The organism is Natrinema thermotolerans, assembly GCF_031165565.1.
GTDB lineage: Archaea > Halobacteriota > Halobacteria > Halobacteriales > Natrialbaceae > Natrinema > Natrinema thermotolerans.
The window spans coordinates 245,525-270,439 of record NZ_CP101873.1; the positions used below are offsets into that span (position 1 = coordinate 245,525).

The 24,915-nt window shown below is 65.2% G+C and carries 24 protein-coding genes and 1 tRNA gene; 5 read left to right on the forward strand and 20 right to left on the reverse strand.

Features of this window, described 5'->3' with window-relative positions; all coding sequences use genetic code 11:
* Window positions 1-94: 94 nt before the first annotated feature.
* The 3 genes from NP511_RS01290 to NP511_RS01300 form a co-directional block, all read right to left on the reverse strand.
* Complete coding sequence (locus NP511_RS01290) at window positions 95-3,259, reverse strand: PAS domain S-box protein (RefSeq protein WP_049966830.1); 3,165 nt, start codon at window positions 3,257-3,259, stop codon at window positions 95-97.
* A 75-nt stretch (window positions 3,260-3,334) separates the two neighbouring features.
* Window positions 3,335-4,381, reverse strand: a complete 1,047-nt coding sequence (locus tag NP511_RS01295; RefSeq protein ID WP_049966831.1) for a DNA-methyltransferase — start codon at window positions 4,379-4,381, stop codon at window positions 3,335-3,337.
* Window positions 4,382-4,517: 136 nt separating this feature from the next.
* Window positions 4,518-5,045 (reverse strand): hypothetical protein, encoded by a 528-nt coding sequence (locus NP511_RS01300; RefSeq protein ID WP_049966832.1) that lies wholly within the window; start codon window positions 5,043-5,045, stop codon window positions 4,518-4,520.
* Between the two features lie 461 nt (window positions 5,046-5,506).
* On the opposite strand from NP511_RS01300, the gene NP511_RS01305 reads away from it, so the two are divergent.
* A complete protein-coding gene (locus tag NP511_RS01305; protein WP_049966833.1) occupies window positions 5,507-6,148 on the forward strand; it encodes a hypothetical protein in 642 nt (213 codons plus the stop codon).
* Here NP511_RS01305 and NP511_RS01310 read toward each other — a convergent pair whose 3' ends face one another.
* Window positions 6,149-6,742 (reverse strand): NADPH-dependent FMN reductase, encoded by a 594-nt coding sequence (locus NP511_RS01310; RefSeq protein WP_049966834.1) that lies wholly within the window; start codon window positions 6,740-6,742, stop codon window positions 6,149-6,151.
* Between the two features lie 111 nt (window positions 6,743-6,853).
* Between NP511_RS01310 and NP511_RS01315 the strand changes: the two genes are divergently transcribed.
* Window positions 6,854-7,843 (forward strand): nucleoside recognition protein, encoded by a 990-nt coding sequence (locus NP511_RS01315; protein ID WP_049906057.1) that lies wholly within the window; start codon window positions 6,854-6,856, stop codon window positions 7,841-7,843.
* A 91-nt stretch (window positions 7,844-7,934) separates the two neighbouring features.
* Here NP511_RS01315 and NP511_RS01320 read toward each other — a convergent pair whose 3' ends face one another.
* The 6 genes from NP511_RS01320 to NP511_RS01345 form a co-directional block, all read right to left on the reverse strand.
* A complete protein-coding gene (locus NP511_RS01320; protein ID WP_049966835.1) occupies window positions 7,935-8,327 on the reverse strand; it encodes an SPW repeat domain-containing protein in 393 nt (130 codons plus the stop codon).
* Between the two features lie 188 nt (window positions 8,328-8,515).
* Window positions 8,516-8,944 (reverse strand): SPW repeat domain-containing protein, encoded by a 429-nt coding sequence (locus tag NP511_RS01325; RefSeq protein WP_049966836.1) that lies wholly within the window; start codon window positions 8,942-8,944, stop codon window positions 8,516-8,518.
* 199 nt (window positions 8,945-9,143) lie between these two features.
* Window positions 9,144-9,371 (reverse strand): hypothetical protein, encoded by a 228-nt coding sequence (locus NP511_RS01330; RefSeq protein WP_233274373.1) that lies wholly within the window; start codon window positions 9,369-9,371, stop codon window positions 9,144-9,146.
* Between the two features lie 896 nt (window positions 9,372-10,267).
* Window positions 10,268-11,239 carry a hypothetical protein gene (locus NP511_RS01335; protein WP_136396923.1) on the reverse strand — a complete coding sequence of 324 codons (972 nt, stop codon included), beginning with the start codon at window positions 11,237-11,239 and terminating at the stop codon, window positions 10,268-10,270.
* A gap of 201 nt (window positions 11,240-11,440) precedes the next feature.
* A tRNA-Trp gene (locus NP511_RS01340) sits at window positions 11,441-11,615 on the reverse strand.
* Between the two features lie 52 nt (window positions 11,616-11,667).
* Window positions 11,668-12,546: a DUF5794 domain-containing protein gene (locus NP511_RS01345; RefSeq protein ID WP_049966838.1), complete on the reverse strand. Its 879-nt coding sequence runs from the start codon at window positions 12,544-12,546 to the stop codon at window positions 11,668-11,670.
* A 518-nt stretch (window positions 12,547-13,064) separates the two neighbouring features.
* Between NP511_RS01345 and guaB the strand changes: the two genes are divergently transcribed.
* Window positions 13,065-14,567: an IMP dehydrogenase gene (guaB, locus tag NP511_RS01350; protein WP_049966840.1), complete on the forward strand. Its 1,503-nt coding sequence runs from the start codon at window positions 13,065-13,067 to the stop codon at window positions 14,565-14,567.
* Between the two features lie 4 nt (window positions 14,568-14,571).
* Here guaB and cmk read toward each other — a convergent pair whose 3' ends face one another.
* Together cmk and NP511_RS01360 are read right to left on the reverse strand one after the other, a co-directional pair.
* A complete protein-coding gene (gene cmk, locus NP511_RS01355; RefSeq protein WP_006651230.1) occupies window positions 14,572-15,183 on the reverse strand; it encodes a (d)CMP kinase in 612 nt (203 codons plus the stop codon).
* Window positions 15,184-15,322: 139 nt separating this feature from the next.
* Window positions 15,323-15,802 (reverse strand): cupin domain-containing protein, encoded by a 480-nt coding sequence (locus tag NP511_RS01360; protein ID WP_006651231.1) that lies wholly within the window; start codon window positions 15,800-15,802, stop codon window positions 15,323-15,325.
* A gap of 129 nt (window positions 15,803-15,931) precedes the next feature.
* Between NP511_RS01360 and NP511_RS01365 the strand changes: the two genes are divergently transcribed.
* On the forward strand, window positions 15,932-16,465 hold the full coding sequence (locus tag NP511_RS01365; protein WP_371827953.1) for a hypothetical protein: 534 nt from the start codon (window positions 15,932-15,934) through the stop codon (window positions 16,463-16,465).
* A gap of 57 nt (window positions 16,466-16,522) precedes the next feature.
* Here the strand turns inward: NP511_RS01365 and NP511_RS01370 are convergent, their stop codons facing one another.
* From NP511_RS01370 to NP511_RS01405, 8 genes are all read right to left on the reverse strand, one after another.
* A complete protein-coding gene (locus NP511_RS01370; protein ID WP_049966842.1) occupies window positions 16,523-18,286 on the reverse strand; it encodes a YcaO-like family protein in 1,764 nt (587 codons plus the stop codon).
* A 64-nt stretch (window positions 18,287-18,350) separates the two neighbouring features.
* Entirely contained in the window at window positions 18,351-19,589 is a 1,239-nt protein-coding gene (locus tag NP511_RS01375) for a cation:proton antiporter (protein ID WP_049966843.1), read from the reverse strand.
* Window positions 19,590-19,714: 125 nt separating this feature from the next.
* On the reverse strand, window positions 19,715-21,199 hold the full coding sequence (locus NP511_RS01380) for an MATE family efflux transporter (RefSeq protein WP_049966844.1): 1,485 nt from the start codon (window positions 21,197-21,199) through the stop codon (window positions 19,715-19,717).
* On the reverse strand, window positions 21,196-21,825 hold the full coding sequence (locus NP511_RS01385) for a TetR/AcrR family transcriptional regulator (RefSeq protein ID WP_084158325.1): 630 nt from the start codon (window positions 21,823-21,825) through the stop codon (window positions 21,196-21,198). The genes NP511_RS01380 and NP511_RS01385 overlap by 4 nt, the downstream gene beginning before the upstream one ends.
* Before the next feature lie 127 nt (window positions 21,826-21,952).
* Window positions 21,953-22,405 (reverse strand): RNA-binding protein, encoded by a 453-nt coding sequence (locus NP511_RS01390; RefSeq protein WP_006651237.1) that lies wholly within the window; start codon window positions 22,403-22,405, stop codon window positions 21,953-21,955.
* 90 nt (window positions 22,406-22,495) lie between these two features.
* Window positions 22,496-22,696: a hypothetical protein gene (locus NP511_RS01395; protein WP_006651238.1), complete on the reverse strand. Its 201-nt coding sequence runs from the start codon at window positions 22,694-22,696 to the stop codon at window positions 22,496-22,498.
* Between the two features lie 117 nt (window positions 22,697-22,813).
* Window positions 22,814-22,990 carry a hypothetical protein gene (locus NP511_RS01400; protein WP_006651239.1) on the reverse strand — a complete coding sequence of 59 codons (177 nt, stop codon included), beginning with the start codon at window positions 22,988-22,990 and terminating at the stop codon, window positions 22,814-22,816.
* A 446-nt stretch (window positions 22,991-23,436) separates the two neighbouring features.
* On the reverse strand, window positions 23,437-24,126 hold the full coding sequence (locus tag NP511_RS01405; protein WP_006651240.1) for a type 1 glutamine amidotransferase domain-containing protein: 690 nt from the start codon (window positions 24,124-24,126) through the stop codon (window positions 23,437-23,439).
* 153 nt (window positions 24,127-24,279) lie between these two features.
* Between NP511_RS01405 and NP511_RS01410 the strand changes: the two genes are divergently transcribed.
* Window positions 24,280-24,750, forward strand: coding sequence for an Hsp20/alpha crystallin family protein (locus NP511_RS01410; protein WP_049966847.1), 471 nt, complete (start codon window positions 24,280-24,282; stop codon window positions 24,748-24,750).
* Window positions 24,751-24,915: the final 165 nt, after the last annotated feature.

Consider the following 24,915-nt stretch of genomic DNA (forward strand, 5'->3'; position numbering starts at 1 on the left):
CAATGCGGTCGATGGGAACTCGTCCCCCGATTCACGAGTCGTTGTAAAGAGCTTGATCGTTAACTGTATAATGGTGATTTCACGACGTGGTTAATCAATTAACCTCCTCCGTGGTCGTCCCGTCGAAGAGCGCCGCGAACAGCTTCCGCTCGGCCGACCGAACGTGCTTGTGAAACGCGGGCGAAGAGATATCAAGCGAGTCGGCGATCTCCTCGCCGGTCGCTCGACGCGGCCACTCGAAGAACCCGCCGTGATAGGCCGTCTGGACGACCTCTCGCTGGCGATCAGTAAAGGACTCGAGGAGGACCGTCCGCGTGGCCCCGCCGACCGTCTCGGGGTCGTCGGTCGGGGCCTCACGTCGCGCGACCATCGACACCGAGGGACCGCTGCGGGTGATGTCGGCAAGCAGTTCACGGATCTCGACGGCATCGGGAACGTCGACGACGGCGCGACCGCCCGACTCGTCGACCGAGAACTCGCGCAGCCGCGCGCCGTGGGTCCCGGCGATCGAGCCGAGGAACGAATCGGTCATCCGGAGCTGGACGAGCGTCTCCCCCTCGTGGTCGGCGATCGTCGTGATCTCGCTAATCCCGTCGACCGCGGCGAGGTCGACGGCCGATGCGGGATCGTCGATCGGCCCTTCGATCGCTGCGAAGACGAGCTGTGGCCCCTCGTCCGGTGCCGTCGCCCCCTCGTATCTCACGGGCGATCCGAGACGCGCCGCCAACTGACACAGCGTCGTGTCGGCTGCGACTGCGAGTTCGACCTCGGTGCGGTCGTCGCCGAACAGCGCGTTCTTGCGTTTGACGGCGTCGATCGCGTAGGCGATCGTCTCGCCGAGTTCCGACAGCATCGAGCGAAGCGTCTCGTCGACGGCGTCGCGCTCCTCGCCATAGATCGAGACGACACCGTAGCAGAACCCGTCGTAGACCAGCGGGACCGCATACACCGACTGGAAGTTCCGGGAGAGCGCCTTCCGTCGCCACTCCCCGTCGTGGACCGCGTCGGCGACGTTCTCGACGTAGACCGGGGCCTGCGTTCGCGCCGCCCGCCCCGCGGGTTCGGCCGCCGAATCGTCGACCGTCGTCGCCGTCACCGCCTCGAGATACCCCCGATCGGCCCCCTCACTGGCCCGCACCTGCAGGTGGTTCCCGCCGGGGTCGGGCTCCCCGAACCAGGCCAGCGAACACGACTCGAGGGCGGCCAGCCGCCGGGGGACGCCGCGTTCGATCTCGGCCCGGGAGTCCGCCTTCAACAGGAGTTCCTCGATCCCCTGCCGGATCTCGTTGGCGTCGTTAAGCCGCTCGAGGTGGCGGTTCTGTGCCTCGAGTTCGCGTTCGCGGTCGCGGAGCCGACGCGTCCGGCCGATCCGATCGAGCGCCGCCTCCGCGGCTCGAGCGAACAGCTCCGCGAGTTCGACCGTCTCGTCGTCGTAGGCGGCCGGGTCGGTCGACAGCGCGACGACCACGCCGTGTTCGCCCAGCGGGACGGAGAGGACGCTCCGTGCGGCCGTTTCTTCGTCGGACACCGCGGTCGAATCTCGAGTGTCGTCGTAGATCGCCGTCTCGCCGTTCACGAACGTCTCCCAAACGATGCTCCCGTCCGGCTCGATCCGTGGCGGCGAACCGAAGGTCGACTCGAACGCCGACGCGTGGGCCGCCGGCCGGAGTTCGTTCGCGCGCTCGTCGAACCGGTAGACGACGCTGTCGAGGTCGAGAACGTCGGTCGCGACCTCGACGATGGACTCGCAGGCGGCTGCCTTCGAGTCGACGCTCAACAGATGGCTGCTCGCCTCGTGGAGTCCGTTGAGCGCCTCTTGATACTGTACCCGTTCGGTGATGTCGCTTGCGACGCCGATCACGCGGTCGACGTCGCCGCCGTTGGTGATCGGTCGATACCACATCTCGAAGACCCGGTCCGAGAGTTCCCGCCGGGAGTGGACGTCCGCGCCCTCGAGGGCACGTCTCGCGTCGTCACAGATGTCCGGATAGTCCCCGAGCTGGTCGAAAAAGGAGTCACCGACGACCTCGCCGGCATCGGTGCCGAGGTTCGCGAGCCCGCGCCCCTCCGAGAGCGTGAACGTCCCGTCCTCGTCGAGGACGAACAGGACGATCGGTGCGTTCTCGACCAACGTCTGTAGTCGCTCGGTCCGTTCGGTCAGGTCCCGCTTTCGCTGGACGCGGTCGGTGACGTCCCGCCAGTAGACCGACATCCCCGACGGCGACGGGTAGATCCGCGCCTCGATCCACGCGTCGTAGGCGTCGAGGTAGCCCTCGACGGTCCGGGACTCCTGCTCGGCCATCGCTTCGGTGGCCGCGGACTGAAACGCCGTCCCGGTCATTTCCGGGAACACCTCGAGGATGTGTCGGCCGAGCAACTCGGAGCGGTCGGTAGAGAGGATCTCGAGGGCGCGATCGTTGACGTAGGTGAATTCCCAGTCCGAATCGAGGGCGTAGAAGGCGTCGGTGACGCGTTTGAACGACTCGCTCAGTTCCCGCTCGATGCGGTGGTACTCCGTGATATCCCGGATCGACGCGACGACGCCGTCGACGACGCCGTCCCCGAGCCGGTTGGTGAGGACGGCCTCGTGGACGTACCACGCGCCGTCGGCGTGCTGGCACGTGTACTCGACGGACCGGGAGGTGCCCAGGTCGGCCTCGCGGACCGCCTCGAACTCGGCCGCGACCGCCGCCGTATCGTCCTCGTGGACGTGATCGAGATAGTGATCGCCACGGAGGGCGGTGGGATCGTAGCCACCGGCGACTTCGACCGCCGGGCTGGCGTAGGATATCTCCCCGTCGGCCTCGATCGTGAGTACCACTTCCGAGGAGTACTCGAGAATGATCCGGTACCACTCCGGCCCACGAACGGGCGGTCCGTCCGCCGTCGCTGCCCGCGCGTCGGTGGCGACCGCCCGCTCGAGCCGATGAGCCAGCAGCGCCGGGTTCCGGGCGGTCGTCGCGGCGATCACGTCGGTCGCCCCTCGCCGGACGTCGTCGATCGATTCGTCTCCCGTCGGGTCGAGGGCGTAGACGACCGGACACGACCCGGCGAGTTCGTCGACGACGGTCGGGTCGTCGGTCAGGACGCAGTCGGCCGCCTCGAGTCGATCGTCGGCGAGGTCGTCGACCCCCGTGACCGGCCCCGTCACCGTCAGCCGTTCGTCGGCGAACTCCGCCGTCGACCGGGCCCACTCGGACGAACCGACGACGAGCGCGCGAACCGGCGTCGGTTCGGTCGCCGTGAAACCGCGTGTCATACCCCTGCTGGGAGCGCAGCGCGTAAAAAACTCGTGTCGGTTCCGGCGCCGGTTCGCTCGCGCCGGTCGGCTCGCCTACTCGAGGGAGAGCGGCGCGTGTTCGGCGCGGTACCCGTCGTCGGTGTCCACGACCTCGGAAACCTCCCACAGCCGAATCTCCCGTTCCATCGCCGTCACGACCGGCGTCTCGTAGCGATCGGCCTCGTACTCGAGTGACTCGCCCGCCTCGCGGCGGCGCTCGACGAACTCGCGGTGGCGCTCGAGTCGCGTCCGGCCGACCGACCGGGAGAGCGCCGGTACCTCCCCGAGGCGATCGTCGAAGGTCTCGAGGAACGCCGACTCGAGTTCGACCCCCACGGAGTTGCGGCCGGCACACATCGCCGCCAGCGTCGTCGTTCCGGTCCCCCAGAAGGGGTCGAGAACGGTGTCTTCGTAGGCCGAATACATACAGATCAGCCGGTAGGGGATCTCGAGGGGGTAGGCCGCGGACCGCTCCCGGAGTTCGTCGTCCTCGAGCGCCTGTAGCTCGCCGGTGACCTCCGTCCAGACGTCGGAGAACCAGCGGTTGCGTTCCTCCCAGAAGTAGGCGGCCTCGTACCGGCGGTCGGCCCCCGGCTCGAACGACCGGCGTTCCCCGCCCTTCCGAAAGACCAGGACGTACTCGTGTTCCAGCGTGACGTAGGCGTTGGGCGGGATCATCCCGCTGCCCATGAACTTGGCCGCGCTGTTGGCCGGCTTGCGCCAGAGGACGTCCGGCAGCGGATCGAACCCCCGCTCCTCGAACGCCGAGAGGACGCGGGCGTGGTTCGGGTAGACCCGGAAGCTGTCGTCGACCGATCGGGTCGCGTCCCCCACGTTGATACAGGCGATCCCGCCGTCGACCAACACCCGCTCGAGTTCGTCCCAGACCCGATCGAGTTGGGCGTGCATCGCCTCGAACGCCGCCCGCCCGTCGCCGGCGTCTAACGCGTCCCCGACGGCCGGATCGAGATCTGTAAAGAGGTCGTCCCACATCTCGATCATCGGATAGGGCGGGGACGTGACGACGAGTTCGACGGACGCGTCGTCGACCGCGGAGAGGTCGCGGGCGTCGCCGACGAACACGCGGTGGGTCGTTTCCATTGGCTACACACTGTCCACGTCGCGCCCTTAGCTCCTTCGTCACCGCCGCGACCGCGAGCCGCGGCGGCGACGCTGCCGGACCGGTCGCGGGCGCAAACGGACGGCGTCGAAAAAGGGATCGGGATCGACTCGCGGCTTACTCTTCGGTCTCTTCGTTCCCCGACTCGGCCTCGGCTTCCTCGGGTTCGTCGCCCTCGCCACCAGTGGCGGGTTCGAACTCCTCGATCGGCTCCCATTCGGCCTCCTCGTCGCCGGCGAGTCGACGACGGAGGATCGCGGCCCCAGCAAGCAGTCCAACGCCAAGCAGGAGCCGCGGCAGCACCGAGGAGCCGCCCCCGGTTTCGTCCGTCTCGGTCGTTTCCTCGCCCGTTTCGCTCGTTCCGGTCGTCGTCTCCATCACGTCCTCGATGATCTCGGGTTCCTCGATGTCCTCGATCGGCGACTCCTCGAGTTCCGGTGAGTTCCGCCCCGCCAGAAAGCCAAGCGCCGCACCGAGGCCGAACAGGGCCCCCGCAAGCGGCAGCCGCCCGCCGGAGCGTCCGCCCTCCGACTCCTCGACGGCCTCGAGGATCGACTCGCGCAGCGGCGAGTCCATCCCCTTGGTGATCGCTTCCTTGACGACGAGTTCCGATAGCGTCCTGTCCTGTTGCTCCGTCTCGGGCATAATCCGCCACGACCACACCGCCGTACATAGTTCTATCCACCGTTTCCCTCGATTCGGACACGATCCGCTCGCGTTAGACACCGGCTAACCGTTCGGAGCGAGGGGACAACCGACGTCTACCGTCGGCCCGACCACCGGCCTTGCGGGCGCGGCCGCGACGGACGACCGACTACGATCGGCTCGGAACGCGAGCCGAGACTCCCACCCGGCGAGACGGCTCGCGAACGCCGCCGCCGACCCACCCATCGATCGCGCGGCCGCGTCTCGACCGGGCAGGGAGACGGACGACGGTCCCGACGGCCAGCGAGGGCGGTACGATCCTCGCGCGTCGATCCGGCCTCCCTCGAGGGGCGGGAAAGCCGACCCTTCCCGACCTATAAAACTGCGTCGGCCGCTTTCCCGCGGGTCGCCGCGTCGAACGGGTTCCATAACGAAAGGGCTCCCCCGAAAGACGACCGGACATGAGCGTTATCCGCCGGACGGAGGTCCTCGGCCGGACGACGCGACGACGCGTGGTTGGGGTGACGGCCGCGCTCTCGGCCGCGGCCGTGGAAACGCTCGGAGTCGGGCTCTGGTTCGGGTTAGTCGTCGGCTCGCGGACGACGACGACCGCGCTCGCGGGGCTCGGGGTGTTGTTCTGTGGCGCACTCCTCAGGACGGTCGTCGTCGACGCGACGATCGGCGACCTCGGCGATCTCCTGCAACCGCACCGACTCGCCGCGCCGCTGCTGCTCACCGGCGGCTGGATCTGCTGGCTGCTCGTGGCCGAACTGGTCGGCGACGTGGCCGGCGTCGCCGTCGCGACGGTCGTCCTGACCGCGGTCCTCACCGCACAGTGTCGCCTCGAGCGACGCGTCTGCGATCGCTACGCACGCTACCGGACGGGCTGGCTCGTCGGCCCGGGCCTGCTGTTGGCGCTCGGGGCCGCCGCGCTGCTGGCCTCCGCCTGGTTTACCGGCTGGACCCTCTCCTCGGGGCCGATTTCGCTCGGGGTCACGACGGTCGTCGTCCGCCTCGAGGCCGTCCACCTCGGCGCGGTGGCGTTCGGCCTCGCGGCCGTTCTCGCCCACCAGCGCCGGTTCCAGCGGCTCCTGGGTTCCTGATCACTTCCCCTCCGCACCGACGTTCTGGTCGCTCTCGAAGGAGTCCGGATCCGGCTCGATCGTCGCGTACTGGACGGCCCGCCGTCCCAGCGTCTCGACCCGCGTAGCCAGTTTCGGATCGACGAACTCGCCGCCGTCGAACGCGTCGCCGGCGTTCGGAATCGCCGCCTCGTGGGGGATCACCCACGCGTTCAGCGCCCGACAGACCGACCGCATATGCTCGAGGGCCGTCACGGGGAAGGCACCGCCCGACACCGCGAGCAGGCCGACCGTCGTGTCCTCGAACTCGTCGAACCCGCAGTAGTCGAGCGCCGTTTTCAGCGGCGACGAGTACGAGCCGTGATACATCGGTGACCCCAACAGGACCGTGTCCGCATCCCGGACCCGCGCGGCCAGTGCCGCGGCGTCACCGGCGTCTTCCCGGTCCCGATCCGCATCGAAGACCGGCAGTTCGTACTCGCGGAGGTCCAGCAATTCGGTACTCGCACCGGCACCCTCGGCGGCTGCAAGCGCCCGCTCGAGCGCGGTCCGGGTGTGGCTTCCGTCACGGAGGCTGCCACACAGTGCGGTCACGCGAACGTCGTCGTCGCTCATGGATCGTCGGATGACCGGCAGCGGGAAAAGCGATCCGAAAGAAACGCTCGTTGACAGGAGAGTGTCGCGCGATCCGACGGCCCTTTGCTCCCGGGCTCCAAACTGGCCGCCGTGCAGACAGTCGTCTCGGTCCTCCTCGAGGAAGCGCTCCCGCGCGTGGTGACGATCACGCTGTTGATCGGCGCGGGCGTCGGGCTGGCGAACCTCGCGGTGGAGTACGGTCTCGTCACGGTCGTCGCCCGGGTCGGGCGCTATCTCACGGAGCCGGCGAACCTCCCGCCGGAGGTGGGCACCGCCGTCCTCACGAACACCGTCTCGGTGACCGCGGGCTACGGCATGCTCGCGGAGTTCCGCGAGGAGGGGCTGTTGGACGACCGCGCGACGCTGATCGCCGTCGTCATCAACACGTTCTTCGGCTTCGTCCAGCACATCTTCACCTACTACGGCCCGGTCCTCGTCCCCATCCTGGGGGTCCAGGTCGGGCTCATGTACGTCGGCGCGCGTGCGGGAATCTCGCTGGGCATCTCGCTCGTTGGCCTGCTCGCCGGTGCCGTCCTCCTCCGTGGCTACGAGTACGACCCCCACGCACTCGACCCCGAGACGCCCGAGGAAGAGGTCCGGACGACCCGCGACAAGTTCCGCGCCGCCGGCACGAGTACGCTCGAGCGGCTCCGATCGATCGTGCCCCGACTGGCCGTCGTCTACTCGCTGGTCTTTCTCGCGCTCGAGTACTCCGATCGGATCCTCGAAGCCCTTGCCGAGGTCGGGATCACCGAGCCGGCCGCGGCCGTCGACCCGATCGCCGGCCTGCTCGGCCTACCGGGCGCGGCAGTCCCGGTGATCCTCGTCTCGCTGGTCGATCCGACGACCGGCGCGATCACGGTCGCGCCGCTGATCGGGGACGTCCTGACGCCCGATCAGGCGGTGATCACGCTGCTGGTCGGGGGCCTGGTGTCGCTGACGATCGGCACCGTCAAGCGCTCGATCCCGTTCCAGTTCGGGATCTGGGGTGCGTCGTTCGGAACGAAGGTGATCGTCGTCAACGTCGGGCTGAAGGCCGCGTTCATCCTCGTCGCCATCGCCGTCTTCTTCGTCGCCTGAAACGGGCTGCCTGCGTCGGCGCTCGCTCGAGCGGGCGAAAAATCAGTGTCGGCCCATTGACCTCGACGGCGGACCGTGGACAGCGACGACGCTACGCACTCGCGGCCGACGCGCTCGTCGTTCGGACGCTCCCGTAGATCCCGATCAGCGACAGGATCGCGATGAAAACGCCGGCCAGTCCGTTGATCCCGACGGCAAGCGCCTGTGACGAATCGATCACGTAGGGAGCGGCCGCGATCCAGACGCCGAGCAGCGTCAGCACCGCGGCGAGGACGATGCTCGGCGACCGCTGCTCGCCGGTCCGGTAGGCGTGAACCGAGGCCAGCAGGGCGACGAGCGCACCGACGAGGACGTTGTGGATACCAAGCGTGTCGGTGATGGTAAAGACCGCCGTCGAAACCATGACGAACGCCCCCAAGACCGCGGTCAGTCCCGCCGTTCGTTCGACCAGTACCGCCGCATCGTCCGCTTGGTGGGTACTCATATTCGGTACTACTGACAGCCACGCATATGAGAGCAGCGGCGATTCCTCGCGACGGGGACTCGAGCAGCGCCGGTATCCGGCGGAGCCACGGCGGTTACCGACCGGATCACGTGGACTGTCGGAAGTCATTGCCGAGGCACCCACAGGACGGGCGCGGTTACACCCGACAACCGTTACGACGAGCCGTCTCAGGCCCGGGTTCGCGCACGCTCCGGCGTGTCGGCCTTATTGTTGGCGTAGGCGTTGTACGCCGCGAGGGCCGCGACGAGCAGCCCCGAGATCGCCGTCCCGGTCGCCAGCGCGTTGCCGCCCATGTCGATAAACGAGGGCGAGACGAGTGCCCACAGCCCCAGCAGGACCGTTAGCGACGCGACCCCGACGCTGGCCAGTCGGTCCTTCGACAGCCGGTAGAAGTTGTAACCGGCCGTCAGGAAGATCGCCGTCCCGACCAGCGTATCGTTCCAGACCGCCGCGTCCGTCGACTCGAGCAGGAACGGCGACGCGACCAGATACAGGCCAAGCAGCGCCGCGAGGGCGCTGACCCACTGCATCACGTCGGTGTTGAGCGAGTTGTAGTCGGTGCGGGTCCGGCGTTCGGTTTCGGATGCGTCGCTCATGTTTCTCAACCGAGGGTAGCCGAGTGTCGGTGATAACGACAGTGCCTGCAGTCGTCGGGCGGTTCATACCGGCTCGGGATGCGGGCCGGCCGGTGGCGAATACGAACTGTTGGACGACACGCAGGACGGATTCTAAGCGAGATCGACGCGGCTCTCAGTCTCACCGACTCCGAGCGGCCACGAGAACGGACACATCGTGTCACTCCACATCGATCGGTGGCTCGGAGACACCAGCAGGCTCGAGTTCGGCTACCGCTCTCAGGGCGTCGATGCTCTGATACGAATCCAGGTCGTACGTGTCCAGCGTTTCAGTCGCGAGAACCCACGCCTGTCTCGCCAATTCGGAGTCGGTGTCCTGACGGCGGTACGAAAACTCCGCTAATGCCACAGCGATCAGTAGGTCATCGCGGAGACGATCGATACTCATGCGCGTAAACATATATCACAGCACATAAATAGATTGTCGTGGCTCAGAGTTCGAGGTACAATCGTATATTCGAATTTGATTACGAACACGCGTCGGCAATACAGGTCACATTCGAATAGTTCCACACACGACCCCAGAATCCACTGGGGTTCGACGCACTGAATGACCCGTTTCCGGCCCGAAAGTAGCGGAACCTATCGGTCACTCGGAGACGAACGACGGTTCAAACGATGGATCGACTCGAGAGATGCACACGAGGTGTCGCGACTCGTGTGCATATTCGGGAATCGGATTCTATCGACGTGTGATCCTTGTGAGAAGGTATTCTGAAGACGTGACTGTGTGCCTGACGCTGTTTATACTACCTCACTTGCTCCGTCGACAGTCGTCTTTGCGTCCACGACATCCAGCGACACACAATAATAGAAGAAAACAAGACAGACGAGTGGAATTATTGGCCCGCATGGGTTTAAACCGAAGAACGGTAATCAGTAATGCAGGTGTGGGAGTTCTGGCAACAGTAGCGGGGTGTTCTGGTAGCGATGGTACTGGTGGAATCGGTGGCGGCCTGTCCGTCGAGAGCGTCAACGCCCAGACTACTTCGTTTGGGAATGTCGTTCTCACCGTTTCAGTCTCGAATAGTAATAGCTCCTCAAAGTCAAGTACGTTAGTCGGGCAAGTCGATGTCTCCGGCGGAGACACCTACACAGAACGGCGTGAGATTACAGTTACTGGGGATAGTTCGAGTTCGTTTGAGCTTGAGTTCGATATTGCCATCTCGGAGTCGCTCTCCAGCGATCAATACGAATACGATGCTCAACTCGAAGGATAGAACTACATGGGAGAACGAGCGACCACGCGGAAACAATACCTAGATAACCTATGATGTGACCGGCTTATCGGGCTTGAAGTTCTTTCTGCCATAATTTTGCTTCTTCTATTGCTTTTGACGCCGCCTCACGCGGAGCATCAATATAATCAGATAATACTTCAGTCAGTTCATCCTCGAATCCACTCGTAGCGATCTTGCGTAGAGATGGATCTTGTAACCGTTCACGGATTTCATTTTGATTCTCATGGATGATTTCTAGCTCATCATCTGAAACATAATGTGAGAGAAAGAATGCGATATCTCCGTCCTCAATAGCCCGGGACAGATTTACACCATCGCTTGCTAGTATCCGATGGACATTGTTTTCACCAAGTATTTTGTCTATGTCCAGAGCCTGGTCTATTGTTTTTCGATTAAAACTATGAGTCTCGTAATCTGTATGTGAATATACTCTCCGCAAGTCTACAGCAGATGCTTGACATATAACCACTTTTCCATTGTCATGTTTGGCTAAGATGTCTTCCTCAATCCAGTCACGAATCTTGTCGCGCCCTACCTTGTTTGGAGATTCGAATCGTTCTGGAAATCCCTTTGGAGGAATCACGTATGTGTTTGCTGTTAACATCTCTGCCTCATTGTTCTCTTGAATATGATACTTCAGGAACTTCTTCTCTTTCTTGTTCCCTTCATAATCGTTATAAAATGTTATTATGATTGCAGGAAGTGGACGCCAATATTTTTCTATTATCCTCTTTTTTGATATATTATCGTGCTTCAGGCTTCTGAGCATCCATTCGTAATCAGATATTTCTTCCTCTCGTCTCTCCAGTTTATCTCTGAGCCGTTTTTCTATCTCTAGAGCTTGTTCATTTCCTTTGATCTCATCGCGGGACACCCCTTCTTGGACAGCAGAGGTCGTAACCCACCCGATTCCTTGCTTCACAGTCCAATCAGTTGCCGATTTCAGTCCTTGTCTCGCTACTATCAGAAAAGCTGCCCCTGCCACAAATATAAAAGTATCCAAATAGTCAACCATACTATATGATCTCAAATCAAAAGACAATCAATCTGTCGATGTGTTTCTGGCTACACATTACTTTCACACAGTAACATCATCTGAAAACAGGAGACAACTACGGACACCATTCCCTGATCGACTGAAACAAGCACCACATGGAGGGCGGGAAATTAAGGAAGAAACCCTCTGCTACTAATTTTGGAGCAGTAAGAAGTTTAGTGGGGTCGGAGGGATTTGAACCCCCGATCTACTGATATCTCCGGTGCGCCTCGGAACTCCAGAGGGTCATCACACGGACACTGATCAGGTGCCCGATCAGTATATCAGTCTGGAGTGTCGTCCCGGGCGCGTTGCCTCTGGAGTCAGCCGCCATGCCTGGCTTGGCCACGACCCCTCGAGTCTTCGTTGGGTGATGATCCCTAAAGTGGTTTCGATTCAGAATCGCCCTACAGCCACGGGGCACGGCCCGGCGTATCGGTCCCGTCGTCCGCGGACTCGCCGTCGACGGCCGGCGACTCCGTCGCGTCCCCGCCGTCGGCCAGCGCGTCCATCTTGGCGGCCGCGCTCCCGTCGGCGCTCGAGTCCTCGTCCTCGCCCGTGCGGAAGGGGATATCGACGGCGAAGAGGCCGGCAACGACCAGGGCCGCCAGCGGGGCCTGTCCGAAGGCCATCCCGAGCAGGGACAGCGGGAGCAGGCCCAGGGCGACGGCGCTGCCGAAGCGGAACCGATCGATGTCCATGTACTCCCGGAGGTAGGGGCCCGAGAGCGCGATGGCCAGCGCGAAGCCGACGCCGACGCCCGCTGCCAGCGTCGCGTTCGCGACGAGGGCGGGGTCGGTCAGCACCGCGAACTCCGCCCCCGAGGGGTCGACGCTCGCGACCAGACCTAACCCGATGACGACGACGGGGTTGGGGAGGGACTCGCCGATGGTCGCGCTGGCGGTCTGGGCCGCGATCGTGGCGATGACCAGCGCCGCGAACCGCTCGAAGATGCCGATGTCGATGACGCTCGCGATCGCCGGGGCGAACGCCGCCTGCACCGCCGCCAGCAGGATCAGTGGGAGCCCGACTAGCAAGACGACCGTCGCCTGCTCGCGGGGAGACCCCTCCATCTCCGCGAGGATGACCGCGACGGTGGCGCTGCCACCGAAGATCAGCAATCCAACCTGAAGGGCCCCGAGTGGCTCGTCGAGCGCACCGGCCAGGATCAGTGCGGGGAAGACGCCGTCGACTAACGGCAGCATCATCACGAGTGCCAGGAGTCTGGCATCGCCCCCCACGATACGCTCCATCTGGAGCGCGACTGGGTGTTGGGACGTACTCATCGGTCAGGGTCGATGGCCATGACCCGAGGCCGATGGGTAAGAGGACGGGCGGTCCCGCACCGACTGGTCCGTGGGCCAGTCGATCGGATTCGGATTAGGGCCTCGAGCTGTGAGTTTCGCTGTAAAATTCCCGAACATCGTCGTGACGGAGTCGGAACTCGTCAGACCGGCGGTCCGGGCGTCGAATGCACTCACAGCGTACATACACGGCAAGACGGGGGGATTGTCAATAAACGTTGTGTGAGAAACGATTCCACGACTCGGTGATCGTTCCGCCGACGACGCACAGATGTGGACGAAAGCGGACGGATCTGCGCTCGCGGTGGGCGTTCGTCTCAGGACCACGGGAACGAGACGCCGGAACACACGGGCGACCGGTCGGAACGCGGGCAACGGCTCGAGCGGCGCTACGGTGCCGACGACCGGACCGTGGCGAATCGCCCGTTGAGTGACTCGTCAACCGTTCACAGCCGGGTTTGTCTCGCAACGTTTTTCCCCGGGGACCACGGACGGCTTACATGGCGAACGACGTTCCCGAGCACGAGCCCTATTCTTCGAAACTGCAGGTACCGGAAGCGCTAACCTTCGACGACGTCCTTCTCCGCCCCAAGGAGAGCCGCGTCGAACCCGACGACGCCGACCTCACGTCACACGTCTCGAAACACGTCGAACTCTCGGTTCCCATCCTCTCGGCGGCGATGGACACCGTCACCGAGAGCGACATGGCGATCGCGATGGCCCGCCACGGCGGGCTCGGCGTCCTCCATCGGAACATGAACGTCGACCAGATGGTCGAGGAGATCGGCCGCGTCAAGAGCGCGGACGAACTCATCATCCCGCTGGAGGACGTCGTCACCGCCGATCCCGAGATGTCCGTCCGCGAAGTCGACGAACGGATGGCCCGGCGGGGCGTCGGCGGCGCACCTGTCGTCAACACCAACGGCGAGGTGCTTGGCATCATCTCGAGTACGGACATCCGGCCCCACCTCGAGGTCAACGAGGACGACCCGGTCACCGAGGCGATGACAGACGAGGTCATCACGGCTCACGAGGACATCGACGCCCGCGAGGCGTTCGATCTGATGTACGAACACCGGATCGAGCGCGTCCCGGTCGTCGACGACGAGAACCTCCTCGTGGGGCTCGTGACGATGCAGGGCATCCTTCAGCGCCGCGAGTACGGCGAAGCGGTCCGCGACGAGGACGGCCGACTCCGCTGTGGCGTCGCCGTCAGCCCGTTCGAACACGATCGCGCGGTCGCGGCCGACGAAGCCGGCGCGGACGTCCTCTTCATCGACACCGCGCACGCGCACAACCTGAACGTCATCGACGGCGCTCGAGACATCACGGAGTCCGTCGACGCCGACGTGGTCGTCGGCAACATCGGTACGCGCGAGGCGGCCGAGGACCTCGTCGACTTCGCGGACGGACTGAAGGTCGGCATCGGACCGGGCTCGATCTGTACGACGCGTATCGTCTCCGGCTCCGGCATGCCCCAGATCACGGCCGTCGCACAGGTTGCCGACGTGGCCGCCGAACACGACGTCCCGGTCATCGCCGACGGCGGCATCCGGTACTCCGGCGACGCGATCAAGGCGGTCGCCGCCGGCGCGGACGCGGTCATGCTGGGCTCGTACTTCGCCGGCACCGACGAAGCACCCGGCCGCGTGGTCACGATGAACGGCAAGAAGTACAAGCAGTACCGCGGCATGGGATCGGTCGGCGCGATGAAATCCGGCGACGGCGACCGCTATCTCAAGGACGAACCCGAAGAGGAAGACGAGTACGTCCCCGAGGGCGTCGAGGCGGCAACCCCCTACAAGGGAACGCTCAAGTCCGAACTCCACCAGCTCGCGGGCGGCATGCAGTCGGGGATGGGCTATGTCGGTGCCGAGACGATCCCCGAATTCAAAGAGCGCAGCGAGTTCGTCCGGGTCTCCTCGGCCGGACAGGCCGAGAGTCACGCCCACGACGTCGTCATCACCGACGAAGCGCCCAACTACTCGCCCGACGGCGAGTAATCACTTAGGGGTTCATCGGCGGCGTTCGGAACGCCCCTTCGTCGATCTCAGGATCGTATTCCTCGATCGCGGACCGAACGATCGTGAAGACCGCACGCTTGCTCCAGCGGGCCGTGTTGATGTGCAGGTCGTAGAACTCCCGGTCGTCGATGTCGATCTCGTAGTAGGACTCGTAGCGGCCGGCCTCGCTGACCTCGCGGACCCGCATCTCCGCCTCGGTCTCGATGCGGTCGTCGATTCGATCGAGTCGAACGGCTTCCGGCGCGTCGAGCCAGAGTCGCAGGTCCGCGCGGTCGCCGGCGATCCAGCCCGCAAGTCGCGACTCGAGGATGAACGGCTTGTTCGACATGCCCCACTTCTCGGCGATCTGCTGGAGCCGCTGGTCGAGTGCGCGGTCGATCTCGTCGGACTCGTCGGCCTTGGCGATGAGCTGGTTGAGGCTCATATCGCGGTCCTCGGCGAGTTCCCGGAAGACCTCGCCGCCGGAGACGTAGGGACAGCCGATCGCGTCGGCGAGTTGTTCACACAGTGTCGTCGCTCCACAACCCGGCGGTCCGGAGACGGTGATAAAAAGCGACGTGTCGATATCGACGGTCGAACCCTCTTGTGCAGCCATACGTCGATACTCTCAGTCCCCAGTGAACAATTTTCCCCTCTTTCCTCGGGAGCGAAAGCACCCGGATCGGTGAGAACGAGAGTCATCGACGGGGTCGACCGCCGAGTTCACGCCGGTACTAAATCGCCGTGTCGCTCCGTTACGGCGGAACGAACGTGTTGCCACATTCGGTACAGGTCAGACGGAAGTTGCCGTCGTCGGTGAGTTCGAGACCGTGGCCGATCTCCTCCTCGCACTCCTGACAGTAGACCAGCGACTCGAGCTGGTCCCAGTCGTGTTTCGATTTGGGTGCGCCGAAGGCGAATCCGACGACCTGCTCGTCGGTGTCGTTGTAGCCGGTCTGGAAGTCGCCGGGCTCGAACCGGATCACCTCGCCCTCGTCGACGATGACTTCGCCCGCTTCCGTATCGAAGGTCGCGGTCCCCTCTTGGACGTAGAAGACCTCTTCCTGATCGTGGTGAGTGTGCATTCCGCCCGAGAACGACTCGCCGGGCTCGAGTTCGAAGTAGTTCATCGCGAAGTCGGTAAAGCCGAGCGCGTCCGAAATCGGCCGGCGAACCGAATGGACGTCCATCGGGTTGACTTCGATCTCGACGTCGTCGATCGCTGTTTTCTCCATGAACGATAGTTAGGATAGTGGACCAAAAAGACAGTGGGTGTCGATGGCTGACGCATGGGGGGATCGGAGCCGACGGCGACCCGGTACCGAAGAGTAACGCATACGGTCGTCCAAGCCTGAGATAGCCACGTGAACCGCCGTACGGTACTTCGAACCGCCGGGGTGGCCGCCGTCGCCGGGCTATCGGGTTGTCTCGATACCTTGCGGGAACACTATCAGGGCAGCTTTCAGGGACTGATCCCGCTCGAAATCAAAAGCGAGGCCGACCGTCACTACAACATCGTCCTCGAGGCCTACGAGTCCGGGACCGACCGACAGACCTACGACGAGAGCTACACCGTCACGCCCGACCAGACGGTGTCGGCACCGCATCTCGATGCAATCGAGCAGAGCTTCCGAGTGACCAAGTTCGTGGACGCGGACGGCGAGCGAACGAGCAGGGAGACGACGCTCAGGCCCGAGACCGAACTCGTGACCGTTCGGATTACCGATGACGACCTGATACTGGATATCGAACGCGGTGAGGAGGCCGGCGGGGAGCCGACACCGCCGTCCGAACCGCCGGACAGCCCCGTCGGGAACGAATCGAACGTGAGTGACGGGGACTCGACGAACGCGACCGAAACGAACGAGACGACTCCCGACTCGGACGGGTCGACATAACTCGCTGACGCGGCCCGGGACCGCTTTTCGAGGAGAGAACGGCCGAACAGCGACGCGTCAGGGATAGGGATGAAACGCCCGCTCGAGGCGCGGCTCGAAGCCGAGGTCCGTTGGAACCGTCTCGGCGCGCTCGCCGAAGTAGGGCTCGTCGGTGAACAGCGGTTGCGCACCGGGGACGACGACCCGGGCGGCCTCGAACCCGATCGCCTCGACGTCCCGGGTCGTCAGCCGCGCCGCGTGGGGCGTCAGCCCCGCGTCGGCCACCCGATCGACCAACGCCTCGAGTCGGTCGCGACCGGTCGGGACGGGGTCGGGGCCGACGCTCTCGGCGGGGACGGTCGACTCGACGTCGACGAACGATCGCGCTCGCTCCGGGAAGGCGGCGTAGGTGCCGATATCGCCGCCCGCCGAATCGGCCTCGTCGGAGCCGAGGCTCCGCAGTTCCATCCAGTTCTGGAGCGCCTCCTCGAGGGCTGCCGTCGCGGCCGCCGCGGCGTCGAGGCCGGCCGCCGAGCCGACGGCGAACGCCGGCCACGCGTCGTCGTCGGGCGCGACCGGACCGTCCCCGAGGGCCGCCGGATTCCGGTGGACGGCGACGGCCACCACGGGGACGTCGACGTCCTGTGTCACGAGCAGCGGCGTCACCGACAGGCCTTGACTCTCCGCACGGCGCTCGAGGCGATCGAACACCGGGGCGTCGACGGCCAGCCCGAGCGGGTCGAACGTCGAGTACCACGCGAGCATCGTCGCATCGCGCTCGACGACTTCGGTCAGTCCGGAGACGAGCGCGTCGACCGTCGAGGAGCCGAGTCCCAGCCCGGTCGTGATCGCCGGGACCAGCGCCGGGCCGGGCTGGGGAAACTGGACCGCGGCCGCCGGTAGGTGGACCTGCTCGCCGCTCACGAGGTCCTCGCCGGGAACCCAGCGGTGTTCGGCGGCGGGATCGTAGGCGGGGCCGTCGTCCGGCCGGACCAGCTCCGTCGGCGGGACCGGGTTCTCGAGGTCGCCCTCGCTCGCGCGGACGAAGTCCGGCTCGCGGTAGACGCCGGCGCAGTAGCGCTCGAGGCCCTCGCCGACGGCCTTCATCAACGCGGCGTTCCAATCGTCGGCGACGCCAGCGGCCTGTCGCGGCGCGCTCGCGTCGCTGTAGGCGGTCGTGTCCGCGACCGTCGCGAGGTAGTACGGCGACGGGAACGACTCCACCTCGGCGATGCTCCCGACCGGGCCGATCCGGTCGTCGATCGCCCGCTCGGCGGCCTCGACGGCCGCCTCGAGACCGAGCGTGTCCGCGTCCTCGCGGTCGAGGGACCGGTCCTGGTGGCCGTCGGCACACCCACAACCGGGGGCCGGCAGCAGTTCGCGGCGGGCGTAGGGCAGCTCCCGGACCGCGCCCATAATCGAGCGCTCGTCGCCCGAGAGGACGCGCACACACTCTCGGCCGGCGACGGCCCCGGCCAGCCGAGCCGCGCTCCGATCCGCCTGCGGGCCGTCGGCCCGCTCCTCGAGTTGGGACGCGACGCGGGCGCGCAGACAGTCGAAGCAGGCGGTCGCGGGGGCGAACCCCGAAATCGCGGCGTCGACCGTCGGGATCGGGTAGCCACCGACGCCGCCGATCTCGACGGCGATCCAGGGGGTATCCCCCGCCCGTGCGGCCTCGTTGGCCCGTTCGAACGTCGCCGCGCCGGCAACATCGCTGACGACCGCGAACCGAGCGTCGCCGATCGCCGACGCCTCTGCCTCCCGGACGCCGACGTCGACGTCTTCGAGCGCGGTGACGACCGCCTCGCGGACCGGGTCGTCGCCCACGACGTGGATTTGCATACCCCTAGCTGCTCGCGCGGCCGGGAAAAACGCCCCGCTCGAGCATCGCGGGAACCCGCGAGGGTCAGTCTTCGGCCGGCGTCGCCGAATCGACGTAAACGAGTTCGTCGCGGGACTCGAGCAGCCGCACGCCCCAGGTGACGGTGACGGGGACGAGCGCAGTCGTGAAGACGGCGATGAACACGAGAATCGAGAACATCGACTGGTCGATAACGCCGGCCTGAAAGGCGACTTCGGCGATGATGATCTCGACGGTGCCGCGGCCGTTCATGCCGAAGCCGACGACCAGTCCCTCCCGAGAGGTCAGCGAGGTGGGCAGCGAGAACAGCCACGAGCCGACGATCTTGCCGAGGAAGGCGATGGCCACCAGCGCGGCGAGGACGGCGAGGGAGTCGGCGAAGACGTCGAAGGTGATCTGGAAGCCGACCGTGACGAAGAAGATCGGCGCGAACAGCCCCATCGCGAGGTCGTACATGACGGTGTGCATGTGTTCGTAGAGCCCGGGCTCGACGTCGGCCTGCCGGAGGAACATCCCAGACATGAAGCCGCCGATTATCATGTGGAGGTCCGCCAGCGTCGCCAGCTGGGCGAAGAGTAGGGAGACCAACAGCGCGAAGGTGAAGGCGGTGGTCCGGTCGACGAACCCGTAGCGTTCGCGCTGGCGCTCGATGGAGCGCCAGGCGTACGGGAGAAACCGGTAGCCGATCAGCAGCGTCGCCGCGAAAAAGCCCGCCGCCTGCAGCAGGATGACGCCGATCTCGGACGGCTCGAGCGCGCCCGCCGTCACGTAGCTGTCGACGCCGGCGAACGCGATCAACACGCCAACGTCCGAGGCCAGCGCCCCGCCGAGCAACACGTTCGCGATCCGCGTATCGAGCAACTCGAGGTCGGCGAGGATGCGCGATTTCGTGGCCAGCGACGTGGCGGCCATCGCGAGGCCCAAAAAGAGCGCCGCGCCGACGGAGACGCCGAGCCAGACGCCGGCAGCGTAGCCGAGTCCGAAGGGGATGACGAATGCCCCGAAGGCGATCAACAGCGACTGGGGACCGAGTTCGAACAGTTCCCGCAGGTCGACCTCCATCCCGACGTAGACCATCAACAGGAACACGCCCAGCTCCGAGAGAACCGTGAGCAGTTCGGAGGGGCGCAAGAGCCCGAGCAGCGCGGGGCCGAAGGCGATGCCGGCGAACAGTTCGCCCATCATCGTCGGATAGCCAAAGCGCTCGGCGACCGCGCCGAACACCCACGCGACCGAGAGGACGAGCAGGAGACTCAGGATGTCGATACCGACGGCGTCGACCATCGGTCACACCACCGTTCGGCGGCCCGGACGGCCGGGAAGCTGTTCGCCGCGAGCGACGCACCGGAGCGGATCAGTCACGGTATCGGTCGACGTGCCAGAGCGAGATTACGTCTCGGGTTGCATCGCTAGTCGTCGGTACTCGCGTCTACCTCGCCGACCTCGAGGTCGTCGCCCGAACCGGCAGCCATCGGATCGTCGGTGACGTCGGCGTCCCGCCACGTGCCACGGCGGTACCAGCCGTAGGCCAGCACCGCACCGACGACGTTCGAGACGGCGAAGGCGACCCAGATCCCCCGGTAGTCGTAGGTCGTCGCGAGGCCGTAGGCGATCGGGAGCCGCACGAGCGCGTAGATCACGATGACGATCGCGGCCGCAGTCAGGGTCTTGCCGGTCCCTCGGAAGCTGCCGTTGTAGGCCCGCATCACGCCGATGAAGCCAAAGGAGGGGGCGACGTACCGAATGAACGTCGTCCCGATCTCGATGACTTCGGTGTTGTCGGTGAACGCGTCGGTGATCGGCTCCGCGGCGAACCACGCCACGATACCCATCGCCCCGAGGATGACGAACATCGTCCGGGCGGCAAAGTCCGCCGCGGCTTTCGCCCGCTCGGGTTTGCCCGCGCCGACGTTCTGCCCGGTCATCGTCTCGACACCGCGGGCGACCGCGATCGCCGGCAGGAAGATGACCGAGAAGACGCGAGTCCCGATTCCGTAGGCCGCCACGACCGTGTCCGGGAAGAACGCGACGATCACCAGCAACAGGTTGATCGACAGTGCCCGGCCCATCCCCTCGATCGAAGCGGGGAAGCCGATGCTCACGAGCCGCTTCGCGAACGAGAGGTCGGGCCGCATCTGGGCCAGTCGGATCCGGACGCCCCGGACGCCGCTGAACATGATCGCCAGCCCGACCACGAGCGCGAGCGAGCGCGAGAAGACCGTCGCGATCGCCGCACCCTCGATCCCGAGTTCGGGAAACGGCCCCCACCCGAAGATCATGAACGGGTCGAGGATCACGTTGAGCAGGACCGAACCGAACATCACGAGCATCGGCGTGATCGTGTCGCCGTACCCGCGCATCAAGGCGATGAACACGAAGAAGCCGAACATGAACGGCATCCCGAGCGAGATGACCTGCATGTAGTCGGTCGCCAGCGGCAACACGGCCTCGGAGGCACCGAGCAGTCCGAGCAGTTCCTCGACGAAGACGTAGCCGACGACGCCGAGTAGCAACGCCGCGAGCAGGGACAGCGCGACGGTCTGGGAGGCGGCGTACTCCGCCTCGGACTCCTCGTCAGCACCGATGTACTGGGCGACGAGAACGCTCCCGGCCACCGAGAGCCCCATCCCGACCGAGATGAGCAGAAAGACCATCGGGAACGCGAAACTGATCGCCGCCAGCGCCTCGGTGCTGTACTGACCTAACCAGAACGTGTCGATGAGGTTGTAGGCGGTCTGCAACAGGTTCGTCACGATGATCGGCAGCGAGAGATAGAACAGCGGCTTCGCGATCCCGCCTTCGGTCAGGTCGAACTCCTCGCGACCCTTGAACAGCCCGGAGACTGGAGCCAACCGCCGTTTGATCCAGCCGACGAGTCGAGCCAGCAGGCTCATCTTTCGGCCCCCGTGTCAACCTCGGGCGACGACCCGTTCCGGTCGGCCGACTCGAGACACAGCGTGTCGTCGATGTACGCATGGATGTACTCCAGCGTCCGTTCCGGCGGTCGATCCACCGCGGCCGCCCGCGTCTGTGCGCCGTGAAACAGGGTGACCAGAAAGTCGGCGGTCGCCTCGGGATCGATGTCCGAGCGGAACTCCTCGGCCTCGACTCCATCAGTGACGAGACCGGCGATGCGGTCCCTGGTGGCACGGTCGAACCCACGCAGTCGCTCCCGGTAGGCCTCATTGTAGGGCGACTGGGCCTTGATCTCGAGGATCGCCGTTCGGAACTCCTCGGACGACTCCTCGTCGCTGGGAGTCAGCAACTGGTCGAGAAACTCGTGCAGTCGCTCGCTCGGCGTCTCGCCGGGGATCGTCTCGGTTCGTTCTTCGAAGTCGTCCAGCAAAAACTCCAGAAACGACTCGAGAAGGTCCTGTTTGCCGTCGAAGTGGTAGTGAATCGTTCCCTTGCTTTTGTCCGACTCCGCGGCGATGTCCTGCATCGTCAACTCCGCATACCCATGCTTGCAGAGCGCCCGGTACGTCGCATCCATGAGATCGTCGATCGTCTCGTCAGTCATGTAGAAGATTCCTACACTAACTTACTGACTGGCCAGTCAAAAGCGCTTCGTAACCGGACGATCACGTTCGGGTTCGGCCGGCGTCACGAAACGAAGCGGGACGCGGCAGCGTCAGCGAAACGGCGACTCAGTCCTGCTCGCGGAGGCGCTCGAGGACGTCCTCGGCGTTTTCGACGGCCTTCTCCTTCTTGGCGGGGTAGGCCTCGACCTTCCCGCGGAAGGTGATGCCGTCGCCGAGGCGAACGTCGCCCGCGAAGGCGGCCTGTTTGTCGAGTCGCAGGAAGAGTTCGGTGTTTTCCGTGACCCGCTCGTCGAGTTCGGCGATCAGGTCGTCGAAGGTCTCGAGGTCGGCGAGCCGCGAGAGGACGTGCCGAACGTCGTCGGCGTTCTCGACGCGGGCCGAGAGGACGAGGATACGGTCGCCGTAGTGGCCCTCGCTTTCGGTGCGTTCGATCTCGAAGGGGTCGTCATCGTCACCGTCGGGGAGGAACGTTCGCAGCGCTTCCTCGACGCGTTTCTCGTCCTCGGTGGCGTAGCAGAACGTCCGTAAATCGACGTAGTGAAGCGGGATCTGTGGCATCGACGATTCGAATGGGTAGTGTGGTAGTGTTCGGCCGGCACGGCGGTAGCAGGTGCGACGTCGCCTCGCGGGACCGGCCCTCGAGCGGCGTTACTCCTCGTCTGCGTCTTCGTCGTCGGCCGCCTCGAGGTCGTCCTCGGGAACGCCGGCCTCCTGGCCGTCCTCGAAGCTGATGGTGTAGGTGACGTCACCGAACATCGACTCCATCGTCTGGGTGATGGTCCCGGTTTCGCCGTCGAACTCGCTGTGCTCGTCGTGCAGCACGACGCGATCGTCTTCCTCGAAGCTCATAGCCGATATTTCCCCGCGGTCGCGTAAAAAGGGACTGATTCGCCACTGGGCAGCCTGCGTGACCCGTCGTCGCTATCGATCGCGACCACTGTCGGCAGCCGGCGGTCGCGGGGGCGGTCAGCGCTCGTTCTCGAGGGCGACGACGGTGTCGGACATGAGCCACGCGTCGTCGCTCGAGACGTCCTCGATGCTGAGTGCGAAAAACGAGTCGCGGCCGTCGTCGACGGTGATCCGGAAGCTGCGACTCCGTAGCGAATCGGTCCGTTCGGTCGTCTCCGATCGGGCTGGCTCCACGGGCGTCCTCGGGGGTCAGCGCCCATAACTCGCTCGGTCCGCCCCTCTCGCCGCCGATCGCCCGCCGGCTCGAGGGAGGCGGCGACCGAGCCCCGACCGACCGCGACGCCGGCCGGCGATCAGTTCGGATCGGCTCGCTCGAACCGCCGGTAGCCGATCGCGATCGGGATGGCGAACCACGCGAGCAAGACGACGGGTGCGACCCACTCCGACAGGGAGAGCAGCACCGTCCCGGCGACGCGACTCGCGCTCGAGACCCTCGAGCGCGACGACGGCCTCGTCGCCAGCCCCGTACCGTTTCGTGAGTCCCCTGCGTTCGTATCGCCGGCATATGAACGGCGCTACACGAACGGGTAGAAAACAGTTCAGGGGGATAGCAGAACGACGGAACGAGAGTCGCTGTGGCCGGTTTCGTCGTCCAGTACGGGCCGGCGATCGCGGGTCGCTCAGGCCTCGAGTTCGACGTCGAGTTCCTCGAGCAGCGTATCGGCCGCGGCGCTCGAAGAGCCGGGGCCGCGGGCGGTGATGAGGTCGCCGTCGACGGTGACGCTGGTGTCGGAATCGAGTTCGGCGTCCCAGTTACCGCCGGCGGCTTTCACTTCGTCCTCGGTCCAGTAGGGCAGCTTGCGGCCGTCGGGCATGCGGTCCTGTTCGTCGACGATGCCCTCCTCCCACGCGTTGGGGAAGCCGGTTACGTCACGGCCGTTGACGATGAACGCGCCGTGGCTGTCGCGGGCGAACCCGAGAATGCCGACGGCGTGACAGACCACGAGCGCCTTCCCGTTGCCCTCGACGGCGTCCCGCAGGAGCTGCCGTGCGTGTTTGTCCTGGTTGATGTCCCATGCGGTTCCGTGCCCGCCGGGGAAGACGACGGCGTCGTACCCCTCGGCGTCGGCCTGTGCGACCGGGATCGGATCGTTCAGTCGCTCGTCGGTCTCGTGGACCTCGCGAACGTGTTCGGCGGTTTCCTCGCCGACCTCGTCGGGATCGAGCGATCGCTCGTCGATTACCGGCGGACTCCCCGACGGCGTCGCGACCGTGACCTCGACGCCCGCGTCCGACAGCGTCTCGAGCGGCTCGACACATTCCTCTCCCCAGTACCCTTCTTCGCTGACGACGAATAGTGCGTCGGTCATGCATCTCCCCTAAGACGGGGAGCGTAAAAACGACCAGCCCACCCCTCGGTTCTGCCGCAAGTCACCGCGTCGATAGGTTAGCCTGCGTGACCGTTTCACTAGCCGAGGGTGACCTTTTTCGCTATCGGCCCCCTACCTACGGTAGGTGAAATCATGGCAGACCGACCCCGCCCGTTCGACGGTATCGACGACCTCCTCGAGCGACTGAACCGCCAAGTCGAGACGGCGGCCCGATCGTGGGAGCGGCAGGTGGACGACCGGAGCCAGCTCGACCTCTCGATGGGCGGTGCGGAGACGAGCCTGGACCTCGCCGACGAGGGCGAGGCGTTCGTCGCCACCGTCGACGTCCCCGGCTACGAGAGCGCCGACCTCGAGTTGCGACTCACCGACCGGGACCGGACCCTCGCGATCTCGGGCCGGCGCGAACGCGAACGGGAGACCGACGACGAGGCGGCGAACTACATCCGACACGAACGGACGACCCAGTCGTTCAGCCGGCAGGTGCGCCTGCCGGCGTCGGTCGACGCCGATGCGGTGCAGGCAAGCGTCAACAACGGAGTGCTGACGGTGCGGCTCCCCAAGCGCGAACCGGACGAGGAGGCGCGCTCGATCGACATCGACTGAAGACTACTATCAGTCGTTTTCGGTACAATTGGGCCGGTCTGTGTTCCATCGATACATCGTGATCAGGAGATGAGAGTACATGTCCTGCAGTTAGATGTGATTCTGAAACACAATCAGGTGATTCGGTAACTACAGATGCAAACTAAACAGTCGGCTCATAGGGTA